Below are 18,617 nucleotides of genomic sequence, written 5' to 3'. Positions count from 1 at the left end.
AGTTAAACATGGCAGGGTTTTTGCAGTTAATTCCGATAGTAAAGTAACGACTAAAAACTGACACTTGGGATGCATTAACACCATGAACTGGAAAACCCTGCTACTTATCACCTCTGTTTTCTTTATTGCTATGCCAAGCGAGGCTCGTTGGGTGGAAGCTCAGGGCACTGCCCGCATTATTAATGGTGACACCAATGCCGCACGCGAAAAAGCCATTGAAAACGCCCTTCAGCAGGCATTATTAACCTCTGGCGGTAACATCTCCAGCATTCAGCAAGTGGTGGACGGCGTTTTACAAAACACCGAAACCCAGTGGAATAGCCAGGGCAATGTTGACCAGGTGACCATAGTTCGCGAGGAAGTACGCGACGACCGCGTTATTGTTCTGCTCCGTGCGGACATCTGGAACCGCGAAGGCGACTGCACCCGCAGCAGCTACAAAAACTCCGTTACCGTTGTTCCTTTTGAGCTGCGTGACCGCGCCCATGGTACCTGGGGACAAATTTGGGAAATAGGCAAGGTAGCGGCCGAGCGTTTAGCCCGTGAATTAGGCGGTGTTGGCAGCCAGTTGCAGATTGCCCACACCCTGCACCGTCACGCCGGTTTAGACCGAGCTCTCAGCGGCCTGAATCTGGAAGAGTTAGGCCGCATGTCCCGCAGCATAGGCTTAGCCAATGACAGTCAGTTTGTTATTTTCGGCATGTTTGACGACCTGGCCATGATGGACACCAAATCTAACTGGTTTTGGTCCAGCGACCCCGACCGCCATTACGCATTAACACTTTACCTTCTCGATGCCACTACCGGACAGCTAGTAACCCGTGCCCGCGTTGAAAACACCCAACCCTGGACCTTTGATCGCACCACCGACGTCGATGTTGCCACCGCGCAATTCTGGAATGAACCTTTTGGTGCAGCACTGGATAGCGGCCTGCGCGACTTAGCTTCCGGCGTGAAAGAACAAGTGGTATGCAAACCGGTACGAGCCAGAATTATTGCCGTTGATGCCAACACCGTTCAATTCAACTTAGGTGAAAAGCACGGCGTACACACCGGCGATAAGCTAAAAATTGTGCAACCCAGCCACTTTACCGACGACCAGGGCCGTTATCGTCAGAAGTGGCAGGTGAGTGAATTTGAAGTTGAGGTGTCCCAGGTGCAGCAGTCCACCGCCGTCGCTAAGTTGACGAAAGGGAACATGCTGCACAACGTTCAGGTGAACGACTGGGTGGTGCCGGTTAACTGAGGGTGAAACCCGCGACAGCTTCTGGCATAATTCGCGGCACGTCCCCGTAGCTCAGCAGGATAGAGCAGCCGCCTCCTAAGCGGCAGGTCGCAGGTTCGACTCCTGCCGGGGACGCCACAGTCAATACTTAGAGTTCATCGGCAAATTCGTCAGCGTATTCCCGTACTTTATGGCTATAGGCATTCTCGGCTAAATCCGTCAGAAGCGCTTTGTACTTAACATTACCGGAACTTCCCAGAACCCGGCAATTCCAGGCATAGAAATCAGAGAATCCAACATAACGGTTACGCGGTATCTTAGCTTCCTGACGAAGAATATCGCTAATCTCATCTAACAACCGTTCATTATTCAGATGCTTTCGATAGATAGCTTGCGCGGCATTTCCCCGTAACTGCTTATCGCTGCTGTTTAACATGTTCATCAGCTGATTCGTCTGCCAGTCTAATTCTGGGTACATGGTCGAAACATTGTGAACCACTTTGGCCTGCTTCGTGCGATCAGTCATCGTCTCCAGATAACCTTCAACATAGTTCTTCAACCTTTCCGGAGCATTACCATTCATTACTGCATCCAGAGTTGACCGGTAGCGTTCTAAACCAGAATACGCCAGAGCTTTAGAAGCCCATATAACTTCCTCTGTCGTGTCCGCGTTGGTGCTCTCGTAGCCCGCTAAGACTGTAGCATTTATCACATCATACACTGCTGAGCTGTTATTCCACTCACCGACCAACTGCTTATAGAGATCAATACGCTCATCTCTGCTTCCTTCTGCTAACCGCGTCAGATACTGCTGGACGAGTTCTTCAGGCAAGTATTGCTCCGATGCCAGCCCCGGAGGCTGAACTTTAACGGGTGCCTGCTTCTGGGTATAACGTCGCTTCTGTTCAATCTGCTTATCTGTCATACCGGCAGTCATAGCCGCAAACGCATTGCGATCGTACTGGTTTACGTTTTGCAGACGCTCCATCAGGCTATTGGCGATAGCCCCCGTAGCTGCACGTTCTAATTCCGTATTATCACCAATAAGGCCGGTAGAAATGCCTTTCAGCGTCATTCCGCGATTGATGTTTTTACGAATGGCTATGTCACCTAAATAGCTGGCTTCATGCAGCGCAATTATTGGGGAGAGCATCTTTTCAACAGGAAAAGGCGTTGCATCGCCAACAAAACGGCGCGAATAATCAACAAAAATGTCCAGATCGACCACGTTGACATCACCCTCTTCAGCCAATAAGTCATTCTCTTTCAGCAAGTTAATAAATTTCGCTTTTGTTATTGTTTCAAGCTGTTCACGGCTTAGGTAGTCACCTTCAAACTCCGGAACTGACTGAATAACGTCCGCCTCAAAGTAGCGAACTGAGTATTTTATTTTGATATCACTGTGTGGATAGGTCTTTGTTGAAGTTTGAGCGCAGGCATTAAGCAATAACAGGCTAAAACAAGCCAGTAAAATAGGTTTTATATAACGGTTCATATTAGGTTCACAATTGTTCAAGAAATTCGACTAAGTTAATACAGCCACTGCCGTCATCCACTTCTCATAGAAAAGTTATTAGACCAGCGGCTTTGCGTCCTGCCCTTTCGGTGCAGTTTGCCCTTTAATTTTCTTAGCCTGTGGGAAATGTTGAAATGTTTACTACAAGCTAGGCGGTCAGAAGATATACAAATCTTTACAAATAGACAAGTTATTTTTAACCTTTCTATAACACAGATGACACCATAGTAAGCATCACGGCCTTTAAGTAGAAAGGTCGTAGGTTAGACTCCTGCCGGGGACGCGATAAAGTCTATGACTTTAATATAGAAATTATTTCGCCTGAGTGATCATAGCGTCCAGAGTTTTTTTAACTTCAACTCGTACAATGCTTACACGTCGCTCATGCAATGCAAGCAGACTATCTAAGCTAGTCATCAATTGAACGACCTTTTTGAGATCTACGCCTGAACTGTCGAACTGTGCTTTTATTTCTTCAATGAACGGATAGAAAATATCTACAGATGAATTAATTGTTTCTTTCTGCTTCTTAAAATCAGCAGAAAAATCAACCGGTTTACCTTCTTTATCTTTGGCCAGCTTAAATACCAGTTGAAGTCCATTAAACACGCCAAAATCTTTATCAATTTTCTTACGCGATTCCTGAACCTGTTGAAAAGAATGAATCAGCCTTTCCTGTTGTTCTTGTTCTAGCTCTTGAGCAGCCATCAATTCATTACTTGTGACCATAAACTGGTATACGCGGAACATAAATTCTGTATAGCCGTCTAGCGTAAAAACATCGGTATTTGGATGCAGCCGATATTCATTCGTTTCAATAGAATAACTTCTTAAAAGAAGAGTGCTTTTAGCTTCTATGTAAGCACTGAAGGCGGAAGTATCTGACGGGAATTCTTTGCCTTCAGCAAGAGAGGTGTATTTACCCGACAAATCGTTTAAGTAGTTAAAGGTTGATTCAATGCATTGCTCCGAAGCCCTCTCAAAGTTAGCCAGCACCGTAGGCGGCGACACGAACTCCAAATCTGGACGCTCTATTTGAGAGTTACCTTTAGCTGCTTGAGCTTTATCAACCACCGAACTCACTAAGCCAGGAATATATTCACTTGATGGCTTAGCTCCTTTACCTGAACTTATCATCTCCAACACCCCTAGGGTAAGATAAAAAGACTCAGATGGACGAACGCATTTATTCCGATAATCTTGAGCATATTGAAATAGTTGCAATTGCTCCAACAAATTAAGTACTTTGTATTGGTTTTCCGCTTTAGCGGAACTATGCTTGCTGGCTTCTTTATTATCCTGAGCTGTTGAACTAAAGCTGGCAATAGAAACACATACAAACAAGATTGCTAAATACTTCATTGTTTTTCCTAGAATTATTATTTATCGGCCATTAAGTCGCCGTCTTTTTTATTTTCGCGTCTTAACTCTTAGCAGACAACGTTAGTTTTTTGCCAGAAGAACCCCCGTGAGCCGCATTAAAACTCAATCGGCGACACCAGCTCGCCTGAACGGTACTTTTCAGCCAGCGGAATGGCTCGCTCAAAATACTCTTGCTTGATAATAGGGATAAACTCCATTCGGTCACCACGCTTAAAGGCATCCAGATAACCTTGTAGTTTGTCGACATCACCTTTTAATACGCAAGTGATGATATGGATAAAGGGCCATGTGCCGCGTCGATTATGAGCTCTGTATTTATCCTTAAGCTCCTTGGCAATAAACTCTTCCGAGCAACGCTTGTGAACCCAGTCATTTATCATTTTTGCCATTAACACTAAATTCGATTCGCTTACCTTCCAGCCAGTACTAATTTCAATTCCCCATCCATCAGTCGTGAATAGCGGTATGCTGCTCTCATACTGAAAAATTTCATTACGTAAACTATCAAACCATCGGGGAGTCAATGTTGGAAGTGCGCTGATTGATTGCCCAAGAGGATAATCAAACAGCTGGAGACGCGTATCGGCTACATAAATGTCATCGTCATTTAAAATGAAACGCCAACCTTCTTCCTCTTTTTGCGCCATCGGATACTGGCTCTTAAAAAAGGTGATCATTTCAGCTTTTGTCATCATGTTGTTCCTAAATTCACTTTTTTATTGCCTTCACTAAAACGCAACGGGAGACACCCGCTCGCCTGAGCGGTACTTCTCAGCCAACGGGATGGCGCGTTCGAAATACTCTTGCTGAATAAGCGGAATAAACTCCATCCGGTCGCCACGCTTGAAGGCATCCAAATAGCTTTGGAGCTTTTCAATATCACCTTTTAAGATACAGGCAATGATATGATCGTATTGCCAGCCGCCCGGGCGATTATAGATCTCGTATTTACGTTTTAGCTCCGGCGCAATAAAATCTTCAGCGCAACACTTTCTAAACCAGTTCAACGCCATTTGCGTTATTTCATTTAAATGGGCTTCGGTAACTTCGCCGCCAGTTTTGATATAAACATTACCGTCGCCGGTCGAGAACAAAAAACCAGCTTCCTTCGCGAGAACGGCACTCATTAAAGATCTGTACCAGCGAGGTGCCATGACTAAACTGACACCGATAATTTGATTACTCAGTTTGCCACGCAATTGGGGACGCATATGAGAGTATCCAACCTCATCGTCTTTTAAAGTAAAGCGCCAATCTCCCCCTCCCTCATTTTCGGCTGGGTAATGACTTTTAAAGTATTTAATCACTTCAGCTTTTTTCACTTTAACCTACCAAACCCGCTTCACGTTGAATTATCACGGGAATACCGTTTGGATAAACCGCTTCAGAAACTGTTAAACCCGGTTGATAATTAACTTTGATAGCTTCCCCCTCACGATTGAATAGTGAGATGGTCAACATCAGGTTAATCTTGCTGTAAATGCCAAAGGAAATCAGATTGATTTTTGAACCGCCTTCCGTAAGAGCTGGGGATGATGAACCTTGAACTACTGTTTCAAAGTTTTCTTCAGCATCATCCAGAAAAATCTGGGTAGAACCCGAACGATGTGAACGGGACAAATCATCCAGAAAAGTCTGAGCATTCATAGTTCTCAAGCATATAAACCTCCGAGACTTTACAGTCAGGATATGCCCATTTCTCCCAGTTATTTACCAACCATTGCTTATCAATACTTCGTCCTCCTCCATCACCACACGAGTCGGCTGGGAGTAGGACCAAAATGAGTCCCGCTTTGTAACCCGTAGTGACAATTAATCCCTGCCCCAAACCTGATTCAGATGGATCAAATACCATAAAGTCCACTAAAGGCTCATAAGGGAAAGAGCCTTTTGCGCGTAATACAGCTCCTCGACTTAGGTATTCTTCTTTACTTTCAATTAAACGTATCCAGTTCATTTCCTAATCATCTCTCCCCCAACACTAATTTATCTTTGCTTAACAACAAGCAAAAATAAACTGCTTTTTTAGTGCCACTCCCATGCAAACGATGTTAACGGCCCCTTATCAGTTCAAAAAAACAGATTTTCTAACAGCCTCTTTTGACGGCAATGATTGAAGGCAATCACCACAATCAATATACCCTTTAACATCGTCGTAAGCATAAAGCTTCTGATTCTCCGCTAATACATTCACCACACGCGCCAAAAGAAATTGATCGACTTCGTGCCACCCATCATCTAGTTCGAGAGCTACTAAAAAATAACCCTCGTAATCAAAAGTACATTGAAGTTCATTCTCGCGCATAAAATCTGCAATTCTCTCTTCACGAAATATTTCAACCCTTATCAACGGCTCCTGATCTTGCATCTCAGACCATTTGCCGTTTGCCTCCCACTTGTTCACCTTAAAGTCTAAATAAGAGGCGTCATTTAACACCTCATTATCTTGTACAAAGGAAATGGGAACGTCTTTCCCCCAAGCACGTTCAACTATCGATGATCGACTAGGAAGAGTGGCATTCTTATCTATCAAAATAATATACTTAGAATACATTACATATTTCCTGTGTCTTGGAGTCGCTTTAAACCTTTTTCAGCATTTTTAATCAACTGATTTCTGGAGGACTGCGGCAGCCGCTTAAATTGCTTATTAATTTGAGGAGCCAAGGGCTTTGATAGGTCAGGCCTAAAATCAACGATTGATTTCTTCCCACTACCAGACTGTATTTGCAGCTTACCGTTGGGTTCGATATCAACCCTTAAAAGTCTTTTCTTATTCCCGATAACAGCTTCAACAGGTCGCCCTATGGTTTCGCTAGCTTTGATTACCCCCTTCTTCCCACTAACAACCTTTCCGGTTATCAGAATGGCAGCCAGGTTCATCGACAGGCTAGCACCGCCTTCTACCGTTTGGTAGAACTCCGAGTGCTTGTATATCTGCTCATCGGCGACATCTTCACTGAACTCTCCGGAGCTTCTGTCTGTGCCCCATGCGCCAATAGCAACCGCTGCATTTTGTTGCAGCTCGGCAAGCTCATCGCCTGCTATCTGGTCAACCGCGGTACTGGCGACCAGTCGTGGTAAGCCACCCAGTGCGGCACCCAGTAACTGTACCATCTGCCCTGACTCACTTTCCATAACAGCTTCCACAGCCTCATTCATGATGCCCATGGCATGCAGTACTTCGGTTTTTACCGGTATTCCTCTGTTTCCCGTGACGACTATCGTTTCCACACCGTCAGCATTCTTGACTATCTGGTCCGGACGAATCTCTTTTCCTGCTTCTAACGCTTCTTCCAGCAACTCTGGGTTGTTCTGGACCAGGTCAACCAGAGGCTGCAATTTCTCGGCCGCTTCCTTAAATTCCTCCGACTTAACCGCATTCAACAACCCATCAACGTCTTTACCATTGATAATTTGGTCTTCAATAAAGTTTTCTATACCCGGAATAAAGGCCTGAATTTCCTCAGGAGCCTGGTCGCCCCAGGTCTGAATTTCCCGTTTGGCAGCCACAACCGCGTCAGCCACTTCAGCCAGAGTCTGGTTATCGACCGTAACATCCAAATCCGCTTTGGTGCGGTCTACGCTGTACAGCTCTTTGTCGGTGCTGTCGGTGTCGCGGTTCAGTCCTTCCGGGTCAGCTTCTTCGCCGCCAACGGTGATATTGCCTTCACCCACGGTGGCTAAGGTTTTGTCTTTGCCATAGCTGCTGCTGTCATGAAGCCCCAGGTTTGTGGTGCCGGAAGGCTGGTCATCACCTTTACTGTCCTGTGGTTGTGTGGTGACGCCTTTGGGCGGCGGGGTGGTGTTTTCACCCAGCAGCACATTGGTATTCAACGAAACGCTGCTGTCGGTGCTGTAATGGGTGTCGGTTAAGTCAGTAAAGTCCAGACTGCCGGTTGTTAAGTTTAAGTCACCAGTGTCGTTGCCGTTTTCGTCAATACTGGCAATAACGGACCCCGTCAAGTCGGTATGGCCGTCTACTGTAATGTCGACCTCACCACCGGAGGTGATGCTGCTTAATACCGTTTCTTTGTTGTAGTAACGGCCTTTGCTGGTATTGGCGCCTGCGTTCGCGCCGCTGGCTTCGTCCTGCCCCCGTGCAGTAGTGAGGGTAACTTGCTCCGGGTCTGCGCCCGCACCTCCCTCATTGGTGTAAACGCCGCCAAAGCTCATACCGCCACTGATACCGGCGCCCTGATTTGAGCCGTAGGCAAGGTCCTGAACCGATTCCAGCGTTAAATCACCACCAATGCTGGCCGTTAAGCCTTCGTTGGCATGCACAGTCGCACCGACAAGTGTAGCGTCGTCATGCACGGTCATATCCATGTGACCATCCGCTGTCAGGCTGGCATTCGTATGGGTGGTGCTGTGGTCTCGCTGCTCACCAAGGCTTAAGCTGCCGCTAATAGATGGGCCGCCGGCTGCGGCACCCCATACCGTCTGACTGACATTAATATTGCCCTGCTTGTATTGTGTCCGGCTGTCGTGCGTACTGACTCCGGCCTGCATATCCAGTGAGCCGACATCCAGCACCATATCATCCGTGCTGCTGACTGCTGAGCCAGCTACCGCCAGCTCGCCGTCCTCGCCCGTTTCAATGTAAACACCGGAGCCGGACAGGTTAGAGCCTACGGATGTGCTCTCCCGTGTCTGACTTTCAGTCACTGACGCATTGATATCTAGCTCCAGACCACCGTTAAAGCCCCAGGTCGTGCTACTGGCAGCACTGGTCAAGGACTGACCGGTAAGGTTGGTTGTTGCTGTGGCTAGGTTCGTAGTAGCTACAGCGATATTAGCCAGATGCCATTCTTCATCCGTACCAAGAATATCAATCTGCGTACGTAAATCATCGACGTCGGCCTGGGTTACACCGGGAGCACCTTGTGCCAGTTCACCTTCAAGTTTGGTCAGCTGTGCTTTTAAGGTGTCTTGTTGCTGCTGCCAGGCTTTGTAGTTGCGCCGGGTATCCTTCAACTGCTCAGCTGCGTCTTTTACCGCTACGGCTGCGTTCGCCATCTCGGCGGCCTGATGCGTGACCATGACGCTAACTTCTGCGGAGCCTTCAGTGGTCTTGTTGTTTTCGCTGTAGGTGTCAGTAACATCGGCTACGCGAATATCGTTACCAGCTTTCAGGCTGAGCGCCCCGTCACTATCACCATCTGTATCAGCATGGATATTACTGCCTTCGATATTGATGTTGTTAATAGAATCGAAGGTGACGTCAGTCCCGGCAGTAATTTCACTGCCTTTATGTCGGGTAATATCGACGTTAGTTTCAGATTCTAAGTAATCCGCATTGGCGATGGTTAAGCTTGCCCGCCCGCTGTCTTTGCTCTTGTCGTAGGTATTTTTGAGCAAACCGGCCGGGTCGCTCATTGCATCTAGCACATCACCAAAACCAACATCCATTTCTTTCCGGTATTCATAGTGCTGTTCGGTTTCTTTCGCCGCCAGCACCTGAATATCGCCAATATCGGTTTTCACGGCTATGCCTTCATCGGCATCCAGCGAGGAGCCTATTACCGTGGCACTGCCGGCATCAATCACAATATTGCCGCTGGCGTCAATAACGGAGCTGTCTGCCGTAATGCTGGCTGAGCCCGTTAACGCTTCAGTGGAGGAAAATAAGCTGCCACCACTGAAGAACCCACCGGATTTACTGCGTGATTCACGAATGCTGCTCTCTTCACCCGAGGCTATCAGCACGTCGTTAAACGCGGTCAGGCCGATATTGTCGCCATCTAACTGACTGGCCAGAATATTCAGGTTATTTCCTGCATTCAGCAGAATGTTGCCGCCTGCCGATAGCGTTGAGCCATCTAACAGGTCGTCCTGCGCAAGGTCTTCCCGGCTGCTAGACTTAAGCCCGCCAAAGCTGCTTTTGCTGGTGTGGCTGTACTCGTAGTCCTGATAGGTGCCTGCCGTAAGAGTAATGTCCTCACCAAAGCCAATGATATTCTCACTGGCATTGAGTTCACCACCCTCCAGGGTGATATCGCCGCCCCCTTGCTCAACAACCTGACCAGAACTATCAACGGTCGCGTTAAGCAGGATATTCTCAGCCGTAATAGCGGTGCCCTGTACTTCTTCATGATGGCTAACCGTTTCGGTGACCTTTTTCTTCAAGAAGCTCTTTTTGGTCTTTTTATCGGCGTCGTAGTGTGATTCCACCACGGCCATCAGATTCATTTCATTACCGGCCGCAAGTGCTGCGACGCCTCCGGCACCAAACTGAGCCCCCTCAGATTCCAGGTTATTGCCCGCTACCACACTTAAGTTACCGCCGGCTTCCAGGCTGACCACGTCGTAGGTGCGATCCAGCTCGATATCGTAGCCGCCTTTAAAGTACCTCTCGTGACCGTTCACTTTTTCTACGGCGTTCAGCAGTACGTCGTTACCGGCGTGCAGGCTAATGTCGCCTGCAGCGCCCAACTGACTGCCCTGTAAGTCCAGGTTATTGCCGGCATTCATGCTCAGGCTCTCGCCGGAGATAATTTCAGGGCTGTCGCCCACAATGGTATAGGTGCCGCTGTTACCGTTGTTTCGCTCGTACGTATGCTGGTTAAACTCGGTGCGGTTCACAATATCGCCGCCCGCGTTCAGCACAACGTTGCCGCCGCTTAACAGGCTCTGGTTGATAAGGTCGTCACCGGCATTGATGCTTAAGACATTGTTACCGGTTAACTCGCCCTGGTTGGTAAAGTCACCGCCAATATCGAACCACAGCGTGTCGCTTTCCAGTGACATGTCGTTGGTGAAATCGCCACCCAGTTGCAGACCCAGTAAGTTGTCGCTGTCAAAATGGCCGTAGTCGCCCATATTCAGGCCGCCTTCGCTGCGCAGGATCAAGCCCTCACCGGCAGCAATGCCACTGTCAATGTTCAGGCCTGCGTCGGCGGTAATGTCTATGACACCGGTTGCACTTAGGGTGACACCGTCTTCCAGTAAGTCATTCTGGCTAATAGCGCTGTACAGGCCTTCCTGTCCCTTGTTAATGACGTCGGCGTCAAAGCCTAAGTCCTCGGTTAGTACGCGCATTTGCTCGTCGGTCATAAACACATTTTGACCGGCGCGTTGGCCTGCAGCTTGCTGCTGAGCGTTTTTCTGCTGCTGGATGCTTTCCTGTTGCTGAACGCTCCCTTTTTGCTGGGCAAGCGTGCCCTTCTGGTCATCCACCAGACCCTTAATAATTAAGTCGGGGTTGTAGTCAGATTCATTCGCAATATTGCCATTACCAACCGCACCCACACCTTGTTGTACGCCCGGTGCTTCTGGCGCAATGCCTTGCGACATACGCAGACTGTCGGCCATATCCGGCGTCATAAAGCCCACGCCCTGCACACCAGGACCCGAGGTGTTCGCTCCTAACTTATTGGGGGAGGAGGTCTTTATAAGCTCCGCATTGTCTGCGGGCATTGTGGCGTTACCGGCGTCCGCCAGACGCTCAGCTTCGGTGATATTCTCGCTGTTGCCGTCTGTGCGGAGAACGACGACTTTTGTGTCGTTATTATTGCTGGCACTGCTACCGCGCGACGCGCTGCCACGAGAGCCGCTAGCCTTGGTATTAACATTCTTTCCATTAACATCTGAAGGGGTAACATCGTTTAACTCTATCGAGCCGGACAAGTTACCGCTGATGTTACCCGCGGTAATGGTGCCGTAGTTTTCGCCTTCGATATAGGTGGTTTCGTCGTAGGTGCCTGTTACCGATTCGTCTAATTTTTTAGGGTCACCTGGTTCTGTACAATGGTATCCATTAGAACCTGAATATCCCCTCAAACATATATTTTCCCAGTGCTCCGTTATGAGGGTTACCTCAGTCTCTTTTCTACTTTTCGCAGAGTTATTAGTTAAATTACTACCCGATAACACCAGATTACCAACAGCTGATATCGTTCCGAAATTATTCGTTATATTACCGTTTAACCCTAAGTTTCCTCCGGCAGCTATCACACCTGCCTTGCCATTTAAGTCAGCCCGGTAAACCCGGCTAGTCCTGAATTCTTTAGTGGTTGTCCAGCTTCTAACTCGGTCATAATAGTCGTCACTATAAAAATGAGGATTACCATCAGGGTAAGACGACGTTGTCGTCGGACTGTCAGCTGTATAGGAAAAATCCCCCGTATAAGTATTAAGAATTTTCCCGCTAATACTTAAATCTCGCGCAGCCGCAATAGAACCACCGGTATTGGTTACGGTAGTTCCTTTTATCGCAGCATCTCTATTGGAATAGATATTACCGGTATTACTGACGTTGCCATCTACGGTGAGTAGATTGCTGGCGAACAGCAGGTTACTGTTGTTGATGTTGCCGTTTATATCTAATTGCGTTCCCGCGGCAAGGGTGCCTGTGTTGCTCGTATTGGCTACATCCAGTTTTAATACTGAGTTACTGCTGACAGTACCGTTATTAGTTAATTTATTGGCATCTAATATGGCATTGCCGCCAGAGCGTATAAGCCCGCTGGCTTTGTTCGTCAGCTCTTTAGCATCGGCTGTAAGCGTACCGCTGGCGACAATGGTGCCACTGTTGTTGATGTTGGCATTCGTATCCAGGTCAATATTGCCACCGGCACTGATGGACTCATTGCTTTGCAACGCTATGCTGTTATTGCTGTCCAGCGTAATATTGCGGGCCTGAATATGGCCGACGTTCAGGCTGTTAACGTTAATAGCAACAGTGCCGTCAGACTGCACCTTACCATTGCGGTTATTCAGCGTGCGCACGTCCAGGTCAACCGCTTTCGCACCTGACACCGTACCGCTATTCGTCAGGGTTCCGGTGCTGTCAATGTCCACTTTACCGGCACGACTTGCCAGCGTGCCGCTGTTGCTTAACGTCTTCGCATTCAAGCTCAGCTGTTTGGCTGACGATATTTGCCCGGCATTTTTCAGTTCGGTGCCACCATTAAGGTTAATAGCACCGTTACTGATAATACGGGAACTGGCCGCGTCGCTCGCCACTGAACTTGCGGTAATATCCAGATTACCTGTTCCAGCTAACAGTATACTGCCGGCATTGTTGTCCAGCGCGGCTGTATTCAGCGTCAGGTTATTACCATTAGCTGCTATGTAACCGCTGCGGTTAACCAAAGCCCCACTTTCAATACTGCTGGCACCACTGCCGGAGCCGACAATACGGCCACTATTATTTTTAAGACTACCACTGCTGTTTAACTGATATTGGCTGCCGGTTAATACGCCGCCCGTATTATTAAGGTTAGCCTCAGCGTTCACCGCCAACTGCCCCGTGCTTTGCACAACGCCCGACTGCTGATTAAGGTGCGACGCACTGTCCAGGGTTAAGTTGCTGCCATTATGGCTGATTTGGCCATTGCTATTATCGAGCTCGCCAATACGGGTATTGATGGTAAATTTGTCATTGGTTGACTGAATGACGCCACCGTTGTTACTCAGGCTGGCAGCATCAATCTGAGCACTTTCATTGCCGGTTGAGGTAATAACACCGGCGTTGTTGTTTAGCGCGCCTGCTTTCAGGTCTAGATTCTGCCCCTGTAGAGTACCGCTGTTGGTCACATTGTCGCTGGTATTAATGGTCAGGTTGCCGTCACTTAACAGGCTACCACCCTGGTTATCCAACGCACTGTTAACCAGAATATTGCCTTTAGTGTACAGCTGACTGTTGTTAACAAAGGTGCCACTGCTGGCCAGCTCCATGCCCTGCGTGGCGTATAGCGTACCCGCGCCGGTCACACTGTTTTTGAGCTTCGCTGTACCGGCACTGGCAATACTACCGTTTGCATTCTGTATAGAGCCGTTGCTCCCCAGTACTAAGTCACCACTGCCCGCGTGAATAATACTGCCGCTGTTAGTCAGATTACCGCCCAAGTTCATATTCTGACTGCTGTTGTGTACCGTGCCTGCGTTGTTCAGGCCAGCTACATTCAGTTCCAGACTGTTCGCCCCAGAGCCTGCATTAATGAGCACCCCGCCACCGAGGTTATCCAATGTGTCACCGGTATAGCTGGCGGAGTCGCTTTCAATGCGACCACTGTTTTGCAACAAACCAAAGTCAGAGGCTGTCAGCTGAGTTGCGGTCAACGTGCCGCTGTTGTTAATGGTCTCGGCATTAACTGATGCGTTATTGCGGCCGAAAAGTAACTGGCTGTTGTTCAGTTTGGTGGCATTAAGCTCAAGATTATTCTCCGCTGAAATGCGTCCGTCGTTGTTAACCTGCTCTGCACTCAACAACAAATTACCTGCTGAAGCTATGTTACCGCCGTTATTATTCAACAAACCGAAGTTGTTTAGTTGCAGAGCATCACCGGTCGTGTCCGTGGCCAGAATAACGCCGCTGGTGTTTTCGAGAGTTCCCGCACGTAAATCCACAGTCTGACCGTTAATAGCTCCGTCGGAATTGTTCAAGTCCTTCAGACTGTTCAGCTGTATTGCATTCGCCTGCAAGGCACCGCTGGTGTTATCAATATTATCAGCATTAATGTCGAGCAGACCATCAGACGCCATCACTCCGGCATTATTACTGATGCCAGAGCCTTTCAGTTTCAGCGACTCCAGTGCCGTCAGGGCTCCGCCAGTATTATCAACGTCGCCACCTGTAATATTCAGCTGACCGGCAGAATAAACTTCACCACCGTTGTTACGCAGGTCACCCAGAAAGTTTAATTGCAGCGCACCGTCACCATGCTGGTAGATTTCACCCTGGCGGTTATCAAGCTCGACATTGTTCAATGTCAGGTTTTCACCATGGCTTTCAATACGGCCACGGTTGGTGAGCTCGTCGGTTTGCAAAAGCAATGAGTCACCCTGCTCTCCGGTTGCCAGCAGTGTGCCTGCGTTATGCAGAGATTCTGTATTTAGCTTTGCCTGCGTTGCTTCTATTAATGCATCGGAGTCATTGGTGACCGTAGAGGCGTCAATATTCAGTTGCCCGGCAGTCATTCTGCCTGTGTTCTGTAGCTTCTTCGTCGTAATGCTGGCATCACCGGCGGTAAGCAGGGTGCCTTTGTTTCGAATGCTATCTGAGGCATTAATTTGCGAATCACCGTCGGCAACGAGCACACCGCCGTCTAACTGCAAATTATTACCGGCAAAACTTAAGTGTCCATTTGGCCCTGCCTGGTAAACCACGCCTTGTGTTTGCTTAAATTGCTTCGCATCAATTGCTAATTCTTGCGCCTGAATATGGCCTGCGTTCTGTGCGGTTTCCGTTTTTATGGTCAGTGCGTTGCTGTTCAAAACGCCGCTGTTGGCCAGTTTCTTGGTATTCAGCGTGGTTTCGTTGGCTTGCAATAAAGCGCCAGAGATATTTTTCAGCTGTTTGGCTGACAGTGTTTGCTGCCCCTGGCTGATAATGCGACCGCGGTTGACAAGGGTACCGCTGACATTTAATTGCTGAGAAGCTCCTGCAAGCCATTCCCCCTGCTGGCTAAGACCGGCAATTAAATTGCCATTTTGCTGTAACTCTGCAGCGGTAATATCCATGCTGTCCGCCGCTGCAATGATGCCGTTGTTGTGAAGCGTGTCGGCCAGTTTTATGTTGACATCTTTGCCGTAGGTGGTGCCGTGGGTGATCACATCGGCATTTTTTGAACGCAGTGCGAGGTCACCACCGGCGATGGTATTTTTTAACTCCAACTGGCCGTCTGCGGTTAACTGCATACTGTCTGTTGAGGTAATAAGGCCTTTACTGCGCACACCCAAACCAGCCTCGGTGCCAATCAGACTGATTCTGTTGGCGTACATAGCGCCTAAGCTTGATGCATCCAGAGCAAATTCAAAGTCAGCAGAGTTGTCAGGGTTATTCGAGCTTTTCCGTGACTGTAAGGTGTCGAAATTGTAGTAGTTGCTGCCAGTACGAATATTCAGCTCATTGGCATACAAGGCAGCATTCAGGCGCATTGCGCGGGTTAAAATATCGAACTTATCGACATTAGAGGCATTAAGCCCGGCACCGTCAATGGAGACATCCCCACCGGTCACGTCAATACCCATTAAGTTGCCGTTCATAAGATCTGGGGTACCGGTAGCCAGCATAACGCGCGGCGTGTTGATAAAACCGCAGCCATTACAGCTAATGCCATTAGGGTTAGCCAGTACAAATTCGGCTGAGTCACCAAGCACTTCGGTATAACCACGCAAGCTTGAGCGTTTGTTGCTGGTCACTTCTGCTAGGATCAGGCTGGCAGTCCCGCCGGCTAAACGGCGGTTTCCGTCCGTCCAGCCGCCAATGGCAGACATAGCCGGCCCCTGGCTGTTGTTTAAAATTAGACCGTCGGGAGTCACATTGAACTGAGTAAATTTGTTGTGCGACACACCCTTTTTGCTGGGAGCAACAATGTCAATGACTTCAGTACCATTGGCAGAGCGCTTCATTGCCGCCTGCTGACCGGCGGCAAGCTGTGCATTTTCAATTCCATGCGCCGCCATAATGAGCGGGTTTCCAGCCAGAACAATAATTAAAGTACGTGCTACAACAACTCGCCATTTGATGTTAAACATACCGGTTTTCCTGATTAAAAATTAAACCTGACAGAGACGTCAATTTCCTGCTGCTTTTGGGGCAGGAAATCAGGCACTCTGAGTGCTCTGGCATAAGAAAGGGTGAGACTAAAGTCATTATCGAAAAATTTGACGCCAACCACTGAACCGGCAACCCATTCACTACTTTTGTCCGGGTATTCGGGTAAATTGGACCAACCGGCGTCCAGACCAAAAAAGTACTGCTGTTGATTCAGCACAGGCCAGCCGGTTTGCACTGGCACACTCATGTCGTTTCTGAAGTAACCGCCTTTATAGCCAAACAGGCTACTTTGCGATAAGCCTCTGACAGAATAGCGCCCGCCTACCGTCAGGCCTTCAGACGCAAGAATAACTTTTGGGGAATACAGAAAATCGGCGGAAGCACGGTATAACAACGGCTGTCCGGCTAATTCAAAACCGGTATTGAAGCCAACATTCAGCCGGTATTTGGTAAACTGGTAGTCGTCTTCGGCTGCGACCACTTGTCGCTTAGCACCAAACCACGGCACGCTCTTAACAATGCCCGCGCTTAAATTCAGTGTCCCCTGAGGCAAAAAGTGTCGGTAATTGGCGGCCAGATCCCACACGTATAATGTTCTGGACGAGGTTTCCAGAAAAATGTCTTCAATATAGTTTTCGCTGTCCTTGCGAATAAAGCCGAGGGTAAGGTCCAGCTTGCCGGTTTGACTGCGATACACATTACGCCCCAGCTCTAAGCCGCTATTTAATGACGAGCCGGAAATAGCGAAATTAAGGGCGTTCCCCTCTACAACCTGCTCGTAGGCGTAATAATTGCTGTTCAGAGAGAACTGCCAATAGCCAAAAGGAATTGACCAGGAAGCGGCGTAACTGCGTGACTCAGCATGGGGTAAGTCGTGCTTACCAATATTGGTTGAAGCGGATAAAAAGCTGGTGTCGTTAAGGCCTAATACATTGTCAAACACCAGGTTGCCGTCTAACTGATATTCCCCGGTACTTGGCACGCCGTTATTATTCAACCCCAGAGAGCCGCGCCAGGATCTGGCCAACTGATTCGTAATAGCAACCAGCGTACCGCCCTGCTCTTTCCCGGGAGTGAGATCAACTCGGGAGTTATTCTGCGCCACGCTATTCAGGTTTTCTATACCGTGCTCAAGTGCCCGAATATTCAGTATGTCACCCGGTTGTGCCGGAAAAGCCCAATTCAGTTGCTGCGGGGTAATACTGCCGTCAACAGAGTCAAAACCTTCTATAACGCCTTCCACAACAACCAGCTCTAAACTGCCGTCGGATAAGTCTTGCGGGGCTATGTATGCACGACTGGTCACGTAACCCTGTTCAAGGTAGAGGTTAGAAATGGCGCCAACCAGCGCGTTGATCTTTGAAAGCCCCAGACATTGATCAACAAATGGCTTTGTGGTTTCAGCGATGACTTCGGGGTCTAACTTATGGCTGCCTTCGACATGAATAACGGAAATATCAAAGCACTGCTCTGAATCTTCCAGCTTAGAGAAGTCGGTAATAGCGGAGTCTGGACGTTGCAGGCGCACGTCGGGGCGTTGTTTCAGGGGTGCGGTTTGCTCTTTAAGCCGGTCCAGCCCTTGTTTAATGAGCTTTTCGTGTTCGGACAAGCTCTGCGCCTGTGCTCCGAAGCTTACCAGGCACGCTAATGTTAGCAGTATCCCGATATTCAAGTGCCGGACTTTTGTTAAGTCAATCACGACTGTGTCTTCCCTGAGCGTTACAAACCTGACACCGACAATAGCGGTACCGAACCTTAAATACAGGCAAACGACACAGAAAAGCACGTCAAACTGATGCGACTAAGCTAATGCAGCTACTGCCGTCATCCACTTTTCATTGAAAAGCGGTTAGACCAGCGGCTTTGCGTCCTGCCCTTTCGGTGCAGTTTGCCTTTTAATTTTCTTAGCCTGTAAGACATGTTGAAAAATAGTTACAAGCTGAGGAGCAGGAAAGTACACAAAAATTAACAAATAAACAAGCTTTTCT

Annotated in this window: 10 protein-coding genes, 1 tRNA gene and 2 riboswitches; of the genes, 2 read left to right on the top strand and 9 right to left on the bottom strand. The window is 48.4% G+C overall.

The features are described 5' to 3' along the window. The first annotated feature begins 82 nt into the window (after positions 1-82). Together ACN0TF_RS00165 and ACN0TF_RS00160 are read left to right on the top strand one after the other, a co-directional pair. On the top strand, positions 83-1,246 hold the full coding sequence (locus tag ACN0TF_RS00165) for a flagellar assembly protein FlgT (protein WP_417440290.1): 1,164 nt from the start codon (positions 83-85) through the stop codon (positions 1,244-1,246). A gap of 40 nt (positions 1,247-1,286) precedes the next feature. Then, a tRNA-Arg gene (locus ACN0TF_RS00160) sits at positions 1,287-1,363 on the top strand. A gap of 10 nt (positions 1,364-1,373) precedes the next feature. Here the strand turns inward: ACN0TF_RS00160 and ACN0TF_RS00155 are convergent. From ACN0TF_RS00155 to ACN0TF_RS00115, 9 genes are all read right to left on the bottom strand, one after another. Continuing rightward, positions 1,374-2,720, bottom strand: coding sequence for a hypothetical protein (locus ACN0TF_RS00155; RefSeq protein WP_417440289.1), 1,347 nt, complete (start codon positions 2,718-2,720; stop codon positions 1,374-1,376). A 36-nt stretch (positions 2,721-2,756) separates the two neighbouring features. Continuing rightward, positions 2,757-2,852: riboswitch (cyclic di-GMP riboswitch) on the bottom strand. A 201-nt stretch (positions 2,853-3,053) separates the two neighbouring features. Then, positions 3,054-4,103, bottom strand: a complete 1,050-nt coding sequence (locus ACN0TF_RS00150; protein WP_417440288.1) for a hypothetical protein — start codon at positions 4,101-4,103, stop codon at positions 3,054-3,056. A 116-nt stretch (positions 4,104-4,219) separates the two neighbouring features. Continuing rightward, the gene (locus ACN0TF_RS00145; RefSeq protein ID WP_417440287.1) at positions 4,220-4,819 is read right to left on the bottom strand and encodes a DUF6990 domain-containing protein; all 600 of its coding nucleotides are present in this window, start codon (positions 4,817-4,819) and stop codon (positions 4,220-4,222) included. Positions 4,820-4,852: 33 nt separating this feature from the next. Continuing rightward, positions 4,853-5,446, bottom strand: coding sequence for a DUF6990 domain-containing protein (locus ACN0TF_RS00140; protein ID WP_417440286.1), 594 nt, complete (start codon positions 5,444-5,446; stop codon positions 4,853-4,855). Position 5,447: 1 nt separating this feature from the next. After that, positions 5,448-5,771 carry a hypothetical protein gene (locus ACN0TF_RS00135; RefSeq protein ID WP_153848891.1) on the bottom strand — a complete coding sequence of 108 codons (324 nt, stop codon included), beginning with the start codon at positions 5,769-5,771 and terminating at the stop codon, positions 5,448-5,450. Further along, a complete protein-coding gene (gene imm45, locus ACN0TF_RS00130; protein WP_417440285.1) occupies positions 5,746-6,081 on the bottom strand; it encodes an Imm45 family immunity protein in 336 nt (111 codons plus the stop codon). The genes ACN0TF_RS00135 and imm45 overlap by 26 nt, the downstream gene beginning before the upstream one ends. A 108-nt stretch (positions 6,082-6,189) precedes the next feature. Further along, complete coding sequence (locus tag ACN0TF_RS00125) at positions 6,190-6,678, bottom strand: hypothetical protein (RefSeq protein WP_417440284.1); 489 nt, start codon at positions 6,676-6,678, stop codon at positions 6,190-6,192. Further along, on the bottom strand, positions 6,678-16,607 hold the full coding sequence (locus ACN0TF_RS00120) for a hemagglutinin repeat-containing protein (protein WP_417440283.1): 9,930 nt from the start codon (positions 16,605-16,607) through the stop codon (positions 6,678-6,680). The genes ACN0TF_RS00125 and ACN0TF_RS00120 overlap by 1 nt, the downstream gene beginning before the upstream one ends. 14 nt (positions 16,608-16,621) lie before the next feature. Next, positions 16,622-18,328: a ShlB/FhaC/HecB family hemolysin secretion/activation protein gene (locus ACN0TF_RS00115; RefSeq protein ID WP_417440282.1), complete on the bottom strand. Its 1,707-nt coding sequence runs from the start codon at positions 18,326-18,328 to the stop codon at positions 16,622-16,624. A 108-nt stretch (positions 18,329-18,436) separates the two neighbouring features. Further along, positions 18,437-18,532, bottom strand: a riboswitch (cyclic di-GMP riboswitch). Positions 18,533-18,617: the final 85 nt, after the last annotated feature.

Source organism: Idiomarina sp. (assembly GCF_048265525.1).
Classification (GTDB): Bacteria; Pseudomonadota; Gammaproteobacteria; order Enterobacterales; family Alteromonadaceae; genus Idiomarina.
The sequence above is the reverse complement of the archived record's forward strand: the minus strand, read 5'-3'. Positions and strand labels throughout refer to the sequence as shown.

Coding starts and splice junctions, on each gene's coding strand:
- ACN0TF_RS00165 (WP_417440290.1), top strand. CDS start 83: ATGAACTGGAAAACCCTGCTACTTATCACCTCTGTTTTCTTTATTGCT.
- ACN0TF_RS00155 (WP_417440289.1), bottom strand. CDS start 2,720: ATGAACCGTTATATAAAACCTATTTTACTGGCTTGTTTTAGCCTGTTA.
- ACN0TF_RS00150 (WP_417440288.1), bottom strand. CDS start 4,103: ATGAAGTATTTAGCAATCTTGTTTGTATGTGTTTCTATTGCCAGCTTT.
- ACN0TF_RS00145 (WP_417440287.1), bottom strand. CDS start 4,819: ATGATGACAAAAGCTGAAATGATCACCTTTTTTAAGAGCCAGTATCCG.
- ACN0TF_RS00135 (WP_153848891.1), bottom strand. CDS start 5,771: ATGAATGCTCAGACTTTTCTGGATGATTTGTCCCGTTCACATCGTTCG.
- imm45 (WP_417440285.1), bottom strand. CDS start 6,081: ATGAACTGGATACGTTTAATTGAAAGTAAAGAAGAATACCTAAGTCGA.
- ACN0TF_RS00125 (WP_417440284.1), bottom strand. CDS start 6,678: ATGTATTCTAAGTATATTATTTTGATAGATAAGAATGCCACTCTTCCT.
- ACN0TF_RS00120 (WP_417440283.1), bottom strand. CDS start 16,607: ATGTTTAACATCAAATGGCGAGTTGTTGTAGCACGTACTTTAATTATT.